The following is a 13,918-nucleotide window of genomic DNA, read 5'->3' as shown; positions in this document are numbered from 1 at the left end:
TGTTGAAATTTTACCTTGAATCGCCTATCGCATCAAGGTTAACCGCTTACAGCCCCCAGTACCGCCTGACGAATTCGCCATTGGCATCAGGGACTTGGCGCTTGTTTCACCGCCTGCCCGCCGGTTCCGGCAAGCCTGGCGGCGATCGCCGCACCAAAGGAAAACTGCGGTTTTGACGACTCGAAACGCTCGGCCGCCTCGCGCCGGGTGACCGCATCGCGCGTTTGTCGCCAGATCACCGTCCAGTCGTTCCCCTGGCCAAGCGCGTCGTACAGCGCCTTGCCGAAGTAGGTGAAATCGTTCTCGTCCGCACAGCCGAACGACGTCCGGTCGGCGGCGGCGGCCGTCATCACCAGCGTCTCAGGCCCGGCCAGCGCAGGGACGAAGCCGCCGGAATAGCACGCAGACACGATGACCACGCGCCAGCGGATTTTTGCGTCGGCCAGCGCGTCGGCCAGCCATTGCGGGGTAATGCCGGGCAGATCCAGTGGCGGGTTGGCGAGCGCAAACTCGTGCTCCCGGCTGCCGTGCGAGGTCAGATACAGCAGCAACACGTCTTCGTCGCGATTCATCCTCGCACCGATGGCATCAAGGGCTTCGGCAATGCTTGTTTGCGTCGCGATCGGCACCGCACCGGTGACGCTGTCGTGATTGGCCAGCAGCACCGAACGGCCGCGTGTGCCGAAGCGGGCATCGAAACGATCGCGCATCGACGTCGCTTCACGTACGAACACGCCCTGCCCCGCGTCGCCACCGACGACAAGCGCATAGTGCTCGACGATGCCCTTCCTGCCGGGCGCAATGGCGTCGAGCGCAGCGTCAAGCCGCTCGACCTCCGAATACAGCACGGCTTCATCGGCCAGCTTCGGCAAGGGCAGCGGCTCGAACGCCTCCTCGCCGGATTCCGGGAGCCAGAACTGGCCGGTGTCGGCAAAGTAATAGCGCTCGGCCAGCAAGCCGGCCGCCAGCAACAATGCCGCAACCAGCGCACACCAGCTCCAGCCACCGCGCGACCGCACCGCCGCATGCACCAGGGCCAGCGCAAGCCAGACCGGCCAGACCGCAAACACCGCCCAGCCGAAGCGGTACTGCAACGACGGGGCAAGCCAGTGCATCGCCCCGTACCACGCAGCGAGGAACAGCAGGTTCAGCCAGAAACCGATGCCGAAGTACAAGGTCGCCAGCTGCCAGCCGAGCGCACCGCGACGCTCGAGCGCGGCCCCGGCGACGAACAGCAGCAGGCCGGCCCAGCCCCAGCCGGGCAAGGCCCCCGCGTTGAACTGCCCCCCGCCGGTGAGCCAGTAACTGCCGGCGATATCGACGATCAGGGCCAGCGCGGCGGCGAGCAGCAGCCCGCCCACCGAGCCGCGATAGCGCGCGCAGGACGGCCAGAAGCACATGGCCCTCAGCCCGAGCAGCAGGGACGACACCGCCGCAAAGCGCGCCGCACGCGGCCTGTCCGGCAGGAAGATGTTCAGAGCAGCGACTCGATCTTGGAGACGAGATCTTCGGGCGAAGTCGTCGGCGCGAAACGCTCGATGACCTGACCTTCACGATTGATCAGGAACTTGGTGAAGTTCCATTTGATCCCCTCGGTGCCAAGAATGCCCGGCTCCGCCTTCTTGAGGAACTGATACAGCGGGTGGGCGCCATCGCCATTGACGTCGATCTTGGCGAACATCGGGAAGCTGACGCCGTAGTTCTGTTCGCAGAAGCTGCCGATCTCGGCGGCGTCACCCGGCTCCTGGCTGCCGAACTGGTTGCAAGGAAAACCGAGGACGGCGAAACCGCGATCCTTGAAGCGCTCGTACAGCGCCTGCAGGCCGGCGTACTGCGGCGTGAAACCGCACTTGCTGGCGACATTGACGATCAGCAGCACCTGATCACGATACTCGGCCAACGGCTGCGGCTGGCCAGCAAGACTGTCGGGAGTGAAGTCGTAGAGGGAGCTCATGGCGTTTCCTTGGTGCGGCGGGTTGAGGGACAATCGCAATGTACACGATGGTTCGCATGCGCACGGCATTCCGTGTCAGCAAACCGACAGTTCCAGGAGTTCACCATGCTGTTCAATCCGTCCCGCGATGAAGCCCGGCGCTTTTTCATCCAGAGCTGGCAAAAGCATCAGGCCGGCGCGCCTCTTGCCGATCTCGAAAAAATCGTCGTCGCAGTCCTGTTGCGCCACCCCGAGTATCACCGCTACCTCAGCGACGATTACCTGGATCGCGACTGGCCGCCCGAGGTCGGCGAGACCAACCCGTTTCTGCACTTGTCGATGCATCTGGCGATCGAGGAGCAGCTGTCGATCGATCAGCCGCTCGGCGTCAAGGCCCAGTACTCGGCACTGTGCGTGGCCTGTGGCGACGAACATTCGGCGCAGCACCAGATGATGGATGGCCTCGGCGAAATGATCTGGCACGCGCAGCGCAACCAGAGCGCACCGGACCCGGCGATCTACCTCGACATCCTGCGCACCAAGGTCAGGCAGTTCGGCGGCAAGGACTGAGCACTCAAAGCCGTGGCGCCGAGGCGTCGAGCTTGCTCGGCTCGCCCCTCTTGTCCTTGCGGCCGTCCAGCACCATGAGCTCCTGCAGTCGCGCATCGATCTCCGACTGCAGGTAGAAATCACCACCCGGCTGGCGCTGCGCCAGTTGCAGCTGCTCGATCGCCGGCCCGTATTCGAGGATGCGTGCGTAGTATTCGGCTTGGGCCTTGTGCTGGCGCTGCACTTGGCCCATCGCCGCATAAACCCTGGACTCGCGCTGGTACAGGTTGGCGTCGCTGGTGTACAGCTCTTGCGCCGAATGGATGCGCGCCAGCGCATCGTCGTAGCGCTCAGCCCCCACCAAGGCGTCGATCTCGCCGTACAACAGGCCGCGGCTGGACGGAAACTGCACTGCGGCCTCCTGAAAGATCGTCGTCGCCAGCGCGTATTTCTGCTGGGACAGCCGGATCTGCCCCGCCAGATAGTCGAGTGCGGCATCCGGCTTGCCATAGGCCGAACGCGCATCGCCCAGCGTCTTCCACGCACCGTCGTACTGGCCGTCACGCCATTGTGCGAGCGCGTAGCCGTAGAGCTGCATCGCCAGACTCGCGTAGCGCTTCTGCTCGACCGTGGTGCGATAGAACGTCACCGCCTCCTTTTTCCCCATCTGCAGCACGCGCAGCTTTTCGCGCACGAAACGGTAGTCGGTGGAGTCCGGATACTGTTTGTAACTGCCGCCCTTGAGTCGTGCCTCGGCGTCGGCAATCCGCTTGTAGGTGACCGGGTGCGTGCGCAGGAACTCGGGGGCGCCGCCCTCGACCAGCCGGTTTTCCTTCTGCAGGCGCTGGAAGAACAGCGGCATGGCCGCCGGATCGAAACCGGATTTCTGCAGCGTCTGCATGCCGATCCGGTCGGCCTCCTGCTCGAACGCATAGGTGAAATCCAGCTGGCGCTGGATTGCATAGCCCTGACTGCCGACGACCGCAGCCACGCCGGCACCGCTGTTGCCCGCCTTCGAGGCGATGATCGCCAACCCCAGTGCACCGAGCAGCATCCACGGCGTCATCCGCTGGGAATCGACCATGCGTGCCAGATGGTGCTGGGTCACGTGGGCAACTTCGTGCGCCATCACGCTGGCCAGCTCGGATTCGCTCTGCGTCGCGGCCAGCAGGCCGCTATGGACGACGACAAAACCGCCCGGCATCGCGAAGGCATTCACCGATTTGTCGAGCAACACGTAGAAGTGGAAAGGCTGCCCGGTTTCGCCGGTGGCATCGGCCAGTTTGCCGCCGATCCGCCGGATGTAATCGTTGACCTCCGGGTCGTCGACGAGCACGCCGCTGCGACGGATTTCACGGATCGCGCCTTCGCCGAGTTCGCGCTCCTGCGTCGGCGACATCCCTTCGCGCGACGCTGCGCCGAGGTCGGGCAGATCGCTGTACGTGATGTCGGCAAGGCCGGAAGGCGAAGCCAGGCACAGCATCAAGGCAGTGATCAGCGAACGTTTGAACCGGCGAACGGGCAAGCAGGCAACTCCAGCGTCAGGCGCCCGCGGCAGCACGGGCGAGGGGAACAAGGGCAAGGTAACGCAGCAGCTTGCCCGCAATCAGCCATGGCAGCACCTGCCGCCAAGGCCAGCGTAGCCAACCGGCAGCGGCGCACAGCGCATCGCCGATCACCGGCACCCAGCTCAGGCTCAGCGACAGCGGCCCCCAGCGGGTGAGCCACGCGGCACGCGGAGGCAGCTCCTTGCGCGGCAGCCGGCGCCCCATCCAGACCGTCAGCAAGCCGCCCAGCGAATTGCCGGTCGTCGCCACCAGAACGGCCACCAGCCAGTGCTGTGGTGCGTGATACAGATAGGCCGCCAGTGCCAGCTCGGAGTTCCCCGGCAATAATGTCGCCGACAGGAAAGCCGAGGCAAACAGCCCCGGCAGCCACAGGTCATCCATCAGGCGAACGCGAACGCCTCGCCGGCATGCAGGCTGATCGCGGTGGCCAGATCGGCAAAGAACTCGCCGTCACCGCGCGTATTGGCCCAGCGCTGGCCGTCATGGCGATAGTGGTAGCCACCGCTCTTGGCCGCGATCCACACTTCCTGATTGAAGACGTGCCGGTTGACGATGACCTTGCTGCCGTCCTCGAACTCGATTTCGAGCACGTTACCCGTACGCAATGCGTCGATGTCGAAGTCGACATCGTCGAGCGCCGTCTCGATCTGGCTGAAGATGCGGTCGGTTTCGGAAAGGAATTCGGATTCGGTCATGGCAGGTCGCAGCGGCAAGTCGGTTAAGATAGCGATTTTGCCACCAAAGCATGCCATGCGCGCACTTGCCCCGCTCCTCGTCCTGATGCTTGCCGCCTGCGGCTTCAAGGGCCCGCTCTACCTGCCGCCGCCGGGCTGGAAGCCGCCTGAAACCCGTGCCGAGATGAACAAGCGCAAAGCCGCCGAGGCCAGCGCCGCGGCTGCCGAAAAAACGGCAGCGTCGGCACCGGCCGCCGAAGCCGCGAGTGCCCCCAAGGCGCAGTAATCACTCCGCCGCGCGTTTGTTGCGGCGGAAATCCCATGGCGGCTCGGCACCGGGCTGCTGCCACAGGCCAAGGCGGCCGGTACGCGCCGCCTGCAGCGCCGCCTCGTAGGCCTCGAAATCGCTGCGTGACTGCTTGCCGGCATAGCGCGTGTAATGCCATGCCAGCCCGTCCTTGACCTGCGCGTAATTGATGTCCTCGCCGTCGAGGCGGATCAGCACCACGCCGCGCTGGTAGCGGTCGACGTCGATCACCTCCGCATCGACCACCTTGCGGTAGACCCGGTCCGACAGCGCCTGTTTGGCCGCGTTGCCGTACGGTTGCGCTTTTTCGGGTGCGTCGATGAATGCCAGTCGCAAACGGTATTCACGCCGGTCGGCATCGAGTAGCGTCAGCGTATCGCCATCGGCAATGCCGACAACGGTGCCGTGGATTGCCAGGCCGCTGGTCAAGGCCCCCGGGGCCGCCCTGCCCTCGTTCCACCACGCCCATGCCGCAACCGCCAGTACCAGCAGCGCACCGATCCGTGCCGGCAAGGCACGAGCGGTGAACAGCGTCGTCAGTGCGCGGATTTCGCGCTGCCCGATGCGCCGGGCCATTACTTCCGCCGCCAGGCGCGCCAGACGATGCGCGGCCAGTCGCCCTTGCCCAGCACCGGACGATGGCGGAACACGTCGTAGCCGCCGGCGTCGAGCTTGTCGAGCACGGTAGCCGCACCGAGCACCGTCAACCGCAGCTCGAATCCGACCCGGCCCGGCAGCGCATTCGCCAGCGGCGCGCCGGCCTTGAGCATCCGCCGCGTCCGGTCGACCTGGAACCGCATCAGCCGCTGCCACGCGGCATCAACCCTGCCGGCGGCGATCTGCGCCTCAGTCACACCGTACTTTGCCAGTTCGTCCTGCGGCAGATAGACGCGGTCCTTGGTCCAGTCGATCGCCACGTCCTGCCAGAAATTGACCAGTTGCAAGGCGGTGCAGATGCCATCGGACATCGCCAGATGCCGCGGGCTGACTTCGCCGAAAATGTGCAGCAGGATCCTGCCGACCGGGTTGGCCGAGCGCCGGCAGTAGTTCACCAGCTCGCCGAAATCGGCATAACGGCTCTGGGTGACGTCCTGGCGGAACGCCGACAGCAGGTCCTCGCACAGCGACACCGGTACCCCGTAATCGCGCACCACCGCTGCCAGCGCCTGATAGCGAGGCGTGGCCGGCGTCTCGCCCGCTTCGATCCGTGCCAGCTCGGCGCTGCACTCGGCCAGCGCCGCGAGACGCGCTGCCGGTTCGGCATCACCCTCGTCGGCAAGGTCGTCGGCATGCCGCGCGAAGTGGTACACCGCGGCAACCGGCTTGCGGAACCGGCGCGGCAACAGGATCGAGGCGACCGGGAAGTTTTCGTAGTGTTCGACCGACTGCTGCGGGGTGAGCATGAATTCTGAATCCAGACTGACAAATACTGTGATTTTTGCGTGCTATAGTCAACCAGTGGGGTTCACCCACCTGACCAATCAAGGGAGATAGCAATGAAAAAATGGCTCGCCGCCTTCGTCGGCATGTTCCTGCTGTGCGCCTCGGTCTTCGCGGCCGTCGATCTTAACACCGCAACCGAACAGCAACTCGAAGGCCTGAACGGCATCGGCCCGACCAAGGCCAAGTCCATCGTCGACTACCGTACCAAGAACGGTGCGTTCAAGACACCGGAAGACATCATGAAAGTGCCTGGCATCAAGGAAGGCACGTTCAACAAGATCAAGGGCGACATCAGTGTCGGCGGCAAGGTTGCCGCGCCGGCCGCCACAGCCAAGTCGTCGAAAGCCACGGCATCGCCCGCTGCGGCCAAGCCCGCCAGCACCAAGGAAGCGAAGCCCAAGGCCAGCGCTCCGGCGAAGAAGTAAGGCTGCAGCACGCAAGGAAAACGGCGCCCTCGGGCGCCGTTTTGCATCAATCAAAAACCCAGCATCAGCCCTCACCGCCCGAGGCGGCCTCACCGACTATTTCGTTGATTGGCACCGCCTTGAGCTGCGCGGCAAGTTCGACCGCCGAACGTACGCGCAACTTGGCGTAGATGCGGGCGCGGTGCACCTCGACCGTCTTGATGCTGATGCTGAGTGCATCGGCGATCTGCTTGTTGAGTTTGCCGGCCAGCAGCTCACGCAGGACTTCGCGCTCGCGTGGCGTCAGGCTGGTCAGGCGCTCGGACAGCGTCTGCCGGGTTTCCCAGCTGCTGCGTGCAGTCAGGTCGCGCTGCAGATACTCCTCGACCTTGGCGAGCAGCACCTTGTGATCGTAGGGCTTCTCGAGGAAATCACTGGCACCGCCCTTGACCGCCGACACTGCCATCGGCACATCGCCGTGGCCGGTCAGAAAGATCACCGGCGGCAGATAGGGCGCATCCTGCAACTCCGCGAAGAGCTCCAGACCGGTCATACCGGTCATGCGCACATCGATGATCAGGCAGGCGTAGTCGGCCACATTGGCCGCGCTCAGGAAGTGCTCGGCGGACTCGAAGCCGGCGCTCGGCCACTCGCGGGTTTCAAACAACAGCGACAGCGCATCGCGCACGGCGATGTCGTCGTCAATGATCGCTATCGGGCGCATCAGGCTTTCTCCTCGGTCATATCGGTTCTTGTATCGGGCAACGGCAGACGGCAAACGAAACGGCACCCACCTTCCGGCGGAATCTCCACCCGCAGGTGGCCGCGGTGCTGCTCCATGACCGAACGGCAAATATTGAGCCCCATCCCCATGCCGTCGGCTTTGGTACTGAAAAACGGCTGAAACAGGCTGTTCGGGCTGCTGAGGCCGGTTCCCTGGTCGGTCACGCTGACCTCGATGCCACCATCGATGACCCCAGCGCTGACCGTCAACCGGCGTGGCGCCGGTGGCAACGACGCCATCGCCTCGATGCCGTTCTTCATCAAGTTGAAGAGCACCTGCTCAAGCATGACCCCGTCGCCGCGAAAGCTCGGCAGCCCCTCCGGGATCTCGACCACGATTTTCACCTGTGCCTTGCGTGCCAGCGGCGCGAGCAGCTCGACCGGAACAGCCAGCAGCGTGTCGATACGGCAGTCGTCTTCCCGGGGTGCGCGTTTGGAAACAAAGTTGCGGATGCCACGAATGATCTGGCCCGCCCGCGCGGCCTGGTCGCCGATCTTGCCCAGCGTTTCGCGCGCCCGCTTCAGGGCCGGCGGCTCGATTTCCAGCAGGCTGTCGCCGGCAGCGGCATAACCGGCAATCGCGGCCAGCGGCTGGTTAAGTTCGTGCGCCAGGCTCGACGCCATTTCGCCCATGCTGACCAGTCTCGCGGTGTGCTGCAAACGCTCGTCACGCAGGCGCGCTTCTTCGGCAGCCTGACGCCTTGCGGTGATGTCGGATGCGATCTCAAGCCACACTGGTCGGCCATCGACCCAGTCCAGCGACCGCCGCTGCACCGCAAACCAGCGACCGCTGATGACGTCGAAATGCTCCTCGCCCTGACCGTCGTGCAACGGCTGGGCACCCAACGGGACCAGACAGCACTCGGCATCGGCCTGCAGCGAAAAACGGTTGGCATGCCCCCGGTTGCGATACAGCAGCGCGCCGGTACGCGCATCGGTGACCGACACGGAGGCATCGAGGCCTTCGAGCACCGTGCGCAGCTGCATCCGCGACGTCGCCAGCGCCTCGCGTTCACGGCGGATTTCGGTCGTGTCGTACAGCGACGCCATCCAGCCACGGTGCTCCCCGCGGCCATCGATCAGGCGTGATGCGTACAGGCGCACGTCGAAACGCTCCCCGTCGCGACGCATGAAACGCAGCTGCAAACCGCCCGCCGGCGCATTGCCCATCCGGATGGCCTGAAAGGCACTGGCGCAATGCGACAGGCGTTCCGGCGGCCAGAACGGCAGTGGTGGCTTCAGTCCGATCAGTTCATCGGCACGCCAGCCGACCAGTTGGCAGAATCCGGGGTTCACGTAGATCAGCTCGCCGTCGCGGCCGATCGCCAGCAGGCCCGTCGTCAGCGAGTCCTCCATCGCGGCACGAAAGCCGATCTCGTCGCGCAACGCTTCCTCGGCCCGCTGGCGCTCGGCCATGCGTTTCTTCACCAGCGTCAGCGCCCAGACCAGCATGGCCAGCAGCAGCAGCACGCTGGCGATCAGCAAGCCGATCTGCCGGCTGGCCGGGCTGGAATCGCCCCGGATGCTCGCCCTCAGCTTCAGGCCGTTGCCCGGCGGCTCGAACGCCACCTCCTTGCTCAAGCGGTCCGGCGCGGCGACATAATCGGCCGGCAACAGCGCCTGGCCCGACGGATCGATCAGGGCCAGGTCGTAGCGCTGGACCATCCACCATGGCACCTGCAACTGCATCAACGGCGGCAGCTCGTACGTGGCCAGCACCGCCCCCTCGTAAACGGTCGCGCGAAAGTACGGCACAACGAGGACGACCTGCGGCGTACTGCGATAGATCACCGACGAATAGACCGGCCGCCCCAGCGACGCCGCGCCTTCAAGGGCATCGATCAGGCCGGGATCGTTGAGCGGCGTAAGACTGCTGGGACGCGCGCTGTACACCGGCAATCCGCCCAGTCGCTTGCCCTCGCGGCTGATGTACTCGACAGCAGCAATTTCGGGATTTGCCTTCATCAGGGCATCGGCGCGCGCGGCAAAGTCCGCCGGCCGGATCGCATCGGCGGCGAGGCTGTAGGCGAGGTTCTCGATGACGTTCTGATTGGTCTGCAAATGCAGGCGGATGGCCTGCTCCTGCCACAGCAGATCCTGCGCCAGCGTACTGGCGCGGGTCTGGCGGATCTGCCGTGCGTCATACGCGGCATAACCGAGCAGCACGACCAGCGTCAGGCCGATCGCCAGATAAGCAAGTACCCATGGCCATTGGCCACGGTAGCGTTGAGAAAGGATGCGCATCACGCCCAAGCATAGCGCGCCGGCACCGTCGCCCCCATAGGGCCAAACCCACGTCGCATGAAAAAACAACGGCGCCCCGAGGGGCGCCGTTGCATCGGGTGCGTAACCGCGATCAGTTGCGGTTGTTACCCGAGAAGGCCATCAGGATGTTCAGCAGGCTGATGAACAGATTGTAGATGTTCAGGTACAACTGCAGCGTTGCGCTGACATAGTTGGTTTCGCCACCGTTCACGATGCGGCTGGTATCGACCAGGATGAAGGCCGAGAAAATCAGCACCGCAATCGCCGAGATCGCCAGCGACAGCGCCGGGATCTGGAAGAACAAGTTGCCGAGCGAGGCCAGGATCAGCATGACGACGCCGATCATCAGGAACTTGCCCATGAAGCTGAAATCCTTCTTCGTCACCGTGGCGATCGCCGACAGCGTGAAGAAGATTGCAGCGGTACCGACAGCGGCGGTGCCGATCATTTGCGCGCCATTGGAGAAACGCAGCGCAACCTGGAGGATCTGCGACAGCCACAGGCCCATGAAGCCGGTGTACGCCAGCAACAGCACGACGCCCATGCCGCTGTTCTTCGTTTTTTCGATCGCGAAGAACGCGCCGAAGCTGATGCCGAGGAACACGACGGCGCCCATCAGCGGCGACATGGCAAACTGCATCGACACACCTACCAGTGCGCCGAGTGCAGTCGGCAGCATCGACAGGGCCAGCAGGAAATAGGTATTGCGCAGGACTCGGTTACGCTCAACGGCGAGCGATTCGCCGCCGTAACGGGCGGTGTTGAGTTGCATTTTGGTCTCTCCAGAGATGTTGATGTGCGGCCATGCCGCACCGATAAGATGGACGCGGTGGCAAAAAGTTTCAAGCTCGTTGGCAATTGTACGCTGGCGTCGTACACCCGCACCCGTTCGCGTGTTGCGACGGGGAAATGCTCAGAGCGGCAAGTCCTGCAGCTGTGCATCGGCCAGCGTCGTCGCCCGCCAGCGCGGCAAACCGTCGCGGTCGACGAGTTTGGCGCGGACGCCCTCGCGGAAGTCGCCGTGGCGCAGGCAGAAACGCGCGACCTCGGTCTCCAGCGCCAGCAGCGCATCGTCGTCGATCCGCAGCGCACGCTCGGCCAGCCGCCAGATCAGCGTCGCCGAGGTCGGCGCGCCGGCAAGGAAGTGCGCGCAGCCGTGGCCCACCCAGTCGTCGCTTTTGGCATTGCGCTGCAGACGCGCAGCGATCTCCTCGAGACCATCACCGCCGACAAGGTCCTCGATATGATGGCGCGCTTGCACCCACCGCGATGCAGGCGCCTCGGTCCGGTGCTGCCGGACGAAGCCCGCCAGCCAGTCGGACAGCATGTCGTCGTCGCGATTGCGTGCGCCCTGCCAGTTCAGCTCGGCGAGGGCGTGCGCAAGCTCGTCCTGACCCACCGCGCCGGTCAGCCCGTGCGCCACGCCACTGGCAACCGCATCGCTGGCATTGATGCGGCTCCCCGTCAGGGCGAGGAAGCGTCCCAAACCGTCGGGCAGCGCGTGCAACCAGCGGCTGGCGCCAACATCCGGGAACAGGCCGATCGCGATTTCCGGCATTGCCAGTTGCGCGTCGGTGCGGATCAGCCGGTGGCTTGCGGCCGAGTACAGCCCCCAGCCGCCGCCCATGATCGCACCGAAACCCAGCGCAACCACCGGCTTCGGATAATGACGCACGCGGTGGCAAAGCAGATACTCGTGGGCGAAAAACCGGTCACCGCGGTCGACATGCCCCGGCGTCACCATTGCGTCATACAGCGCCCGGATGTCGCCACCGGCACAGAATGCCCGCTCGCCGCTCGCCGAGACCAGCACGGCGACGACCTCGGGGTCGGCCTGCCACGCATCGAGCTGTGCCAGCATGGCGTCGACCATGGCCAGCGTCTGCGCGTTGAGCCGGGCCGGCGCGTCGAGCGTCAGCGTACCGATCCGCGCACCGTTGCGGGCGCGGATACTGTCAAAACGGACCATGCCTCTTTCCCTGGAAACGACAACGGCAGCTTACGCCGCCGTCATCGCCTGCCGCATCGGGAAAGTCCGCAACCCGCCGTTTCAGGACGGCGTACCGACGCCGTGCTTGCGGCCGAGATAGCGCAGGATCGCCTTCGGTTCGTCGATGAAACGCTGACCGTTCACGGTCTGCACCGGCAGGTCGGCGTCGGCCGCGCTGCTCGCAGCGAGGATCAACACCGGGCAGCCCTGATGGTCGTCGCCGAGCAGCGGCACGAGCTCGGGACGCGGCCGGGGAAACCCGATCCGCTCAACGGCGAAACGCCCGGCCAGTTGCGGGTAATAGACGAGAAAACCCTCGACGGTCGCACAATCGGCACAGAAGTGCGGACCATGGCCGTCAACGTCGTAACCGGGCGTCAGCAAGTAGAGCGTGTCTTGCACCACCGGCATCAGGCCGTACCACCGACGGTCAGGCCACCATCGACCCGCAGCGTCGGCTGGCCGACGCCGACCGGCACGCTCTGGCCTTCCTTGCCGCAAGTACCGACACCCGGATCGAGCGCCATGTCGTTGCCGATCATCGATACGCGCGTCAGGACATCCGGTCCGTTACCGATCAGCGTCGCACCCTTGACCGGATACAGCAGCTTGCCGTCCTCGACATACCACGCCTCGGCGGCGGAGAACACGAACTTGCCGCTGGTGATGTCGACCTGACCACCGCCGAAGTTGGCGGCGTAGAGCCCGCGCTTCACCGAGGCAAGAATCTCGCCCGGGTCCTTGTCGCCGCCGAGCATGATGGTGTTGGTCATCCGTGGCATCGGCAGGTGGGCGTAGCTTTCGCGCCGGCCGTTGCCGGTCAGCGGCATGCCCATCAGTCTGGCGTTCAGGCTGTCCTGCATATAGCCCTTGAGGATGCCGTCCTCGATCAGCACGGTGCGGCTGGTCGGGTTGCCTTCATCGTCGACGTTGAGCGAACCACGGCGATCCGGAATCGTACCGTCGTCGATCACGGTGACGCCGGCACTGGCGACGCGCTGGCCGATCTTGCCCGAGAACGCCGAGCTGCCCTTACGATTGAAGTCGCCTTCAAGACCGTGGCCGATTGCCTCGTGCAGCAGGATGCCGGGCCAGCCGTTGCCGAGCACGACGGTCATCTCGCCGGCCGGTGCCGGGCGGGCCTCGAGATTGAGCAACGCCTGATCGACCGCCTTCTTGGCGTAGTCGGCGAGCACGTCGTCGCTGAAATGGGCGTAATCGAAACGGCCGCCACCACCTGCGCCGCCCTGTTCGCGACGTCCGTCCTGTTCGACGATGACCTGCAGGCTCAAACGCACCAGCGGACGCACGTCGGCGGCGCGATGGCCATCATGACGGGCGACGAAGATCACCTCGTACTCGGAAGCCAGACTCGCCATCACCTGAACCACGCGCGGATCAAGCGAGCGCGCAATGCGCTCGAGCTTTTCCAGCAGCGCGACCTTGGCCGCCTCGTTCAGGCTGGCCAGCGGATCAACGGGCCGATACAGCGCATGCCCGGACACCGGCAGATGACGCACGGCGACACCATTGCCGCCTTGCCGTCCGATCGCCCGCGTCGCCCCGGCGGCATCGAGCAGCGGCTGCAGGCCGATGTCGTCCGAATACGCGAATGCCGTTTTCTCGCCGGCGATCGCCCGCACGCCGACGCCCTGATCGATGTGGAAACTGCCGGACTTGACGATGCCTTCGTCCAGACTCCACGCCTCGGCACGGCTGTACTGGAAATAGAGATCGGCGTAATCGAGGTCGTGGTGCATCAGCGCGCCGAAGACCTGATCGAGCTGACGATCGTCGAGGCCGAACGGCGTGAGCAGCATGCTGTGTGCGGTCTGAAGCGCGGTCATGGGGTCACCTGCGAAAAAGGGCTCAAGCATCCGCCAAGCGCTGCAGCAACGCAAGGCAACGATATCGTCCGGTCCGCAAACCGCAGGCCCGATGCCGGACCGACGCGGCATCGGCCGGCGGACGGGACGCTGGCAAAGCAAAGTGTACGGCGAGC

The 13,918-nt window shown here is 65.0% G+C and carries 16 protein-coding genes; 3 read left to right on the top strand and 13 right to left on the bottom strand.

Translation table 11 applies throughout. From position 1 onward, the window contains the following. Positions 1-86 precede the first annotated feature (86 nt). Complete coding sequence (locus tag JMJ54_RS10575; RefSeq protein WP_203538495.1) at positions 87-1,430, bottom strand: C13 family peptidase; 1,344 nt, start codon at positions 1,428-1,430, stop codon at positions 87-89. A 44-nt stretch (positions 1,431-1,474) separates the two neighbouring features. Beyond that, a complete protein-coding gene (locus JMJ54_RS10570) occupies positions 1,475-1,954 on the bottom strand; it encodes a glutathione peroxidase (protein ID WP_203538493.1) in 480 nt (159 codons plus the stop codon). Between the two features lie 105 nt (positions 1,955-2,059). Here JMJ54_RS10570 and JMJ54_RS10565 point away from each other — a divergent pair, with 105 nt between their 5' ends. Then, positions 2,060-2,503 (top strand): DUF1841 family protein, encoded by a 444-nt coding sequence (locus tag JMJ54_RS10565; protein WP_203538491.1) that lies wholly within the window; start codon positions 2,060-2,062, stop codon positions 2,501-2,503. Positions 2,504-2,507: 4 nt separating this feature from the next. On the opposite strand, the gene JMJ54_RS10560 is transcribed toward JMJ54_RS10565, so the two are convergent. Genes JMJ54_RS10560 through cyaY form a run of 3 tightly spaced genes read right to left on the bottom strand, consistent with a single transcriptional unit; the run spans position 2,508 to position 4,745 of the window. Then, on the bottom strand, positions 2,508-4,007 hold the full coding sequence (locus JMJ54_RS10560; protein WP_203538489.1) for a beta-barrel assembly-enhancing protease: 1,500 nt from the start codon (positions 4,005-4,007) through the stop codon (positions 2,508-2,510). 16 nt (positions 4,008-4,023) lie between these two features. Then, positions 4,024-4,431, bottom strand: a complete 408-nt coding sequence (locus tag JMJ54_RS10555; protein ID WP_203538487.1) for a YqaA family protein — start codon at positions 4,429-4,431, stop codon at positions 4,024-4,026. After that, entirely contained in the window at positions 4,431-4,745 is a 315-nt protein-coding gene (gene cyaY, locus JMJ54_RS10550) for an iron donor protein CyaY (protein ID WP_203538485.1), read from the bottom strand. Before cyaY ends, JMJ54_RS10555 begins: the two co-directional genes overlap by 1 nt. Positions 4,746-4,800: 55 nt before the next feature. On the opposite strand from cyaY, the gene lptM reads away from it, so the two are divergent. Next, positions 4,801-5,010, top strand: a complete 210-nt coding sequence (gene lptM / locus JMJ54_RS10545; protein WP_203538483.1) for an LPS translocon maturation chaperone LptM — start codon at positions 4,801-4,803, stop codon at positions 5,008-5,010. Here lptM and JMJ54_RS10540 read toward each other — a convergent pair whose 3' ends face one another. Then, positions 5,011-5,607, bottom strand: coding sequence for a thermonuclease family protein (locus tag JMJ54_RS10540; RefSeq protein WP_203538481.1), 597 nt, complete (start codon positions 5,605-5,607; stop codon positions 5,011-5,013). Beyond that, positions 5,607-6,434, bottom strand: coding sequence for a squalene synthase HpnC (gene hpnC, locus JMJ54_RS10535; RefSeq protein WP_203538479.1), 828 nt, complete (start codon positions 6,432-6,434; stop codon positions 5,607-5,609). Before hpnC ends, JMJ54_RS10540 begins: the two co-directional genes overlap by 1 nt. A 93-nt stretch (positions 6,435-6,527) precedes the next feature. On the opposite strand from hpnC, the gene JMJ54_RS10530 reads away from it, so the two are divergent. Further along, positions 6,528-6,899: a ComEA family DNA-binding protein gene (locus JMJ54_RS10530; RefSeq protein WP_203538477.1), complete on the top strand. Its 372-nt coding sequence runs from the start codon at positions 6,528-6,530 to the stop codon at positions 6,897-6,899. A 64-nt stretch (positions 6,900-6,963) separates the two neighbouring features. Here the strand turns inward: JMJ54_RS10530 and JMJ54_RS10525 are convergent, their stop codons facing one another. From JMJ54_RS10525 to tldD, 6 genes are all read right to left on the bottom strand, one after another. Beyond that, positions 6,964-7,602 carry a response regulator transcription factor gene (locus JMJ54_RS10525; RefSeq protein ID WP_203538475.1) on the bottom strand — a complete coding sequence of 213 codons (639 nt, stop codon included), beginning with the start codon at positions 7,600-7,602 and terminating at the stop codon, positions 6,964-6,966. Then, positions 7,602-9,905, bottom strand: coding sequence for a PAS domain S-box protein (locus JMJ54_RS10520; RefSeq protein ID WP_203538473.1), 2,304 nt, complete (start codon positions 9,903-9,905; stop codon positions 7,602-7,604). The genes JMJ54_RS10525 and JMJ54_RS10520 overlap by 1 nt, the downstream gene beginning before the upstream one ends. A 112-nt stretch (positions 9,906-10,017) precedes the next feature. Beyond that, positions 10,018-10,698: a Bax inhibitor-1/YccA family protein gene (locus JMJ54_RS10515; RefSeq protein ID WP_203538471.1), complete on the bottom strand. Its 681-nt coding sequence runs from the start codon at positions 10,696-10,698 to the stop codon at positions 10,018-10,020. Between the two features lie 141 nt (positions 10,699-10,839). Then, positions 10,840-11,895, bottom strand: a complete 1,056-nt coding sequence (locus JMJ54_RS10510) for an enoyl-CoA hydratase/isomerase family protein (protein ID WP_203538469.1) — start codon at positions 11,893-11,895, stop codon at positions 10,840-10,842. A gap of 81 nt (positions 11,896-11,976) precedes the next feature. Beyond that, positions 11,977-12,327, bottom strand: a complete 351-nt coding sequence (locus tag JMJ54_RS10505) for a DUF3088 family protein (RefSeq protein WP_203538467.1) — start codon at positions 12,325-12,327, stop codon at positions 11,977-11,979. After that, complete coding sequence (gene tldD / locus JMJ54_RS10500; protein WP_203538465.1) at positions 12,327-13,763, bottom strand: metalloprotease TldD; 1,437 nt, start codon at positions 13,761-13,763, stop codon at positions 12,327-12,329. The genes JMJ54_RS10505 and tldD overlap by 1 nt, the downstream gene beginning before the upstream one ends. Positions 13,764-13,918: the final 155 nt, after the last annotated feature.

It is taken from the genome of Jeongeupia naejangsanensis, from assembly GCF_016865585.1.
In the GTDB taxonomy this organism is placed as follows: Bacteria; Pseudomonadota; Gammaproteobacteria; order Burkholderiales; family Chitinibacteraceae; genus Jeongeupia; species Jeongeupia naejangsanensis.
The sequence above is the reverse complement of the archived record's forward strand: the minus strand, read 5'-3'. Positions and strand labels throughout refer to the sequence as shown.

What these genes read in the sequence shown, in the direction of transcription:
- lptM (WP_203538483.1), top strand. Translation starts at nt 4,801, where the DNA reads ATGCGCGCACTTGCCCCGCTCCTCGTCCTGATGCTTGCCGCCTGCGGC.
- JMJ54_RS10515 (WP_203538471.1), bottom strand. Translation starts at nt 10,698, where the DNA reads ATGCAACTCAACACCGCCCGTTACGGCGGCGAATCGCTCGCCGTTGAG.
- cyaY (WP_203538485.1), bottom strand. Translation starts at nt 4,745, where the DNA reads ATGACCGAATCCGAATTCCTTTCCGAAACCGACCGCATCTTCAGCCAG.
- tldD (WP_203538465.1), bottom strand. Translation starts at nt 13,763, where the DNA reads ATGACCGCGCTTCAGACCGCACACAGCATGCTGCTCACGCCGTTCGGC.
- JMJ54_RS10525 (WP_203538475.1), bottom strand. Translation starts at nt 7,602, where the DNA reads ATGCGCCCGATAGCGATCATTGACGACGACATCGCCGTGCGCGATGCG.
- JMJ54_RS10555 (WP_203538487.1), bottom strand. Translation starts at nt 4,431, where the DNA reads ATGGATGACCTGTGGCTGCCGGGGCTGTTTGCCTCGGCTTTCCTGTCG.
- JMJ54_RS10520 (WP_203538473.1), bottom strand. Translation starts at nt 9,905, where the DNA reads ATGCGCATCCTTTCTCAACGCTACCGTGGCCAATGGCCATGGGTACTT.
- JMJ54_RS10570 (WP_203538493.1), bottom strand. Translation starts at nt 1,954, where the DNA reads ATGAGCTCCCTCTACGACTTCACTCCCGACAGTCTTGCTGGCCAGCCG.
- JMJ54_RS10530 (WP_203538477.1), top strand. Translation starts at nt 6,528, where the DNA reads ATGAAAAAATGGCTCGCCGCCTTCGTCGGCATGTTCCTGCTGTGCGCC.
- JMJ54_RS10510 (WP_203538469.1), bottom strand. Translation starts at nt 11,895, where the DNA reads ATGGTCCGTTTTGACAGTATCCGCGCCCGCAACGGTGCGCGGATCGGT.
- JMJ54_RS10540 (WP_203538481.1), bottom strand. Translation starts at nt 5,607, where the DNA reads ATGGCCCGGCGCATCGGGCAGCGCGAAATCCGCGCACTGACGACGCTG.
- JMJ54_RS10565 (WP_203538491.1), top strand. Translation starts at nt 2,060, where the DNA reads ATGCTGTTCAATCCGTCCCGCGATGAAGCCCGGCGCTTTTTCATCCAG.
- JMJ54_RS10505 (WP_203538467.1), bottom strand. Translation starts at nt 12,327, where the DNA reads ATGCCGGTGGTGCAAGACACGCTCTACTTGCTGACGCCCGGTTACGAC.
- hpnC (WP_203538479.1), bottom strand. Translation starts at nt 6,434, where the DNA reads ATGCTCACCCCGCAGCAGTCGGTCGAACACTACGAAAACTTCCCGGTC.